At 69.9% G+C, this 1,688-nt stretch carries 2 protein-coding genes and 1 pseudogene; all 3 read right to left on the bottom strand.

Features of this window, described 5'->3' with window-relative positions; genetic code table 11:
* Positions 1 to 207 (bottom strand): 6,7-dimethyl-8-ribityllumazine synthase (locus DSP71_RS10320; protein WP_181800719.1); only part of this gene is annotated, 207 nt, incomplete at its 3' end.
* The gene (locus DSP71_RS10315) at positions 204 to 1,472 is read right to left on the bottom strand and encodes a bifunctional 3,4-dihydroxy-2-butanone-4-phosphate synthase/GTP cyclohydrolase II (RefSeq protein WP_058632891.1); all 1,269 of its coding nucleotides are present in this window, start codon (positions 1,470 to 1,472) and stop codon (positions 204 to 206) included. The genes DSP71_RS10320 and DSP71_RS10315, both read right to left, overlap by 4 nt.
* A pseudogene (locus DSP71_RS23560) lies at positions 1,469 to 1,688 on the bottom strand (riboflavin synthase); the annotation flags it as partial. The gene DSP71_RS10315 and the pseudogene DSP71_RS23560, both read right to left, overlap by 4 nt.

Raw genomic sequence — 1,688 nt, 5'->3', positions numbered from 1 at the left:
GGCGAAAGCGGCCTGCGCGGCGATCGCGAGCTCGAAGGAGCCGGGCACGCGCACGAGCCGGTGCGTGGCGTCGGCGGCGTCGAGCACGCGCTCCGCCCCGGCGATCAGGCCGTTCGAGATCGTCTCGTGCCAGGTGCCGGCGATGATGACGACGTTCAGACCCCGCCCGTCGATGTTTCCCGTCTCGGGTGCTCCTGCGCCGCTCATTCGTCGTCCTTTCCGTGGGCGAGTGCCTCTGCGAGGTCTGCTTCGCCGATGATGTGACCCATCCGGTCACGCTTGGTCTCCAGGTACTGGTGGTTGTTCGGGCCGACCCCGACGATCAGCGGCACCTGCTCGATCACGTCGAGGCCGAGTTCGCGCAATTGCGCGACCTTGTCGGTGTTGTTCGTCAGCAGACGCACCTTCGATACGCCGAGGTCCGAGAGGATGCCGGCCGCCGCGGCGTAGTCGCGCGCATCTGCGGGCAGGCCAAGAGCGAGATTGGCATCGACCGTGTCGAGGCCCTCCTCCTGCAGGCTGTAGGCGCGCAGCTTGTTGATCAGGCCGATCCCTCGCCCCTCGTGGCCGCGCATGTAGATGACGATCCCGCCCTCCTTCTCGATCGCGTCGAGTGCGGAGTCGAGCTGTGGGCCGCACTCGCACTTCAGCGACCCGAACGCCTCGCCGGTCAGGCACTCCGAGTGCACGCGTACCAGCGCGGTGTCGCCAGGCTCGCCGGAGACGACCGCGATGTGGTCGGTGCCGGTGATGCGGTCCTTGTACGCGAGGAAGCGGAACGTGCCGTGCGTGGTCGGGACGGTGGCGTCGGCGCGCAGGCTCACGCGGCGTCCGCGGTGCGCACTGGGCGTCGCGCCATCGGGGTCGATCTCGTTCAGGTGGGCGATCAGCTGCTCGATCGTGATCACGGGTACGCCGTCTCGCGCACCGAGCTCGATGAGTCCGGGCAGGCGCATCATGCTGCCGTCCTCCGCGACGACCTCCGCGATCGCTCCGACCGGGCGGAGCCCCGCCAGCTTCATGAGCTCGACGGCGGCCTCGGTGTGGCCGCTGCGCTCGCGCACGCCGCCGTCGACCGCCCGCAGAGGCAGTACGTGGCCCGGGCGGATGATGCTGGTCGACGTCGACTCCGGGTTCGACAGCACGTTCAGCGTGTGGGCGCGGTCATGGGCGCTGATGCCGGTGGTGACCCCCTGCGCGGCGTCGACGCTCACGGTGTAGGCGGTCGAGCGGGCGTCTTCGCTGGCGGCGACCATCGGCGGCAGGTTGAGGTGGTCGGCGAGGTCGGCGGGCATCGGGGCGCAGATGAAACCGGACGACCAGCGCACGGTCCACGCCACCCACTCCGGCGTCGCGAGCTCTGCCGAGAGGATGACATCGCCCTCGTTCTCGCGGTTCTCATCGTCGGCGACGAGGACGGGTCGCCCGGCGCGCAGGGCTTCCAGGGCTTCGTCGATCGTGGAAAGGCTCATCGCGAGCCTCCTTCCGGTGCAGCCCGGAACGCGAGGAGGCGTTCCACGTGGCGGGCGAGGATATCGGTCTCCAGGTTCACGCGGTCCCCCACGGCGCGGACGCCGAGGGTCGTCGCGGCGAGGGTCTCGGGGATCAGCGAGACCTCGAACCACGGAGAGGGGTCTGCAGGGGCGGTGACGGCGCTCACCGTCAGCGAGGTGCCGTCGACCGAGATG

Origin of the sequence: Microbacterium sp. H6 (genome assembly GCF_003314775.1) — a bacterium.
Classification (GTDB): domain Bacteria; phylum Actinomycetota; class Actinomycetes; order Actinomycetales; family Microbacteriaceae; genus Microbacterium; species Microbacterium oxydans.
This window is presented reverse-complemented; position numbering and strand designations above follow the sequence as displayed.

Coding starts and splice junctions, on each gene's coding strand:
- DSP71_RS10315 (WP_058632891.1), bottom strand. CDS start 1,472: ATGAGCCTTTCCACGATCGACGAAGCCCTGGAAGCCCTGCGCGCCGGG.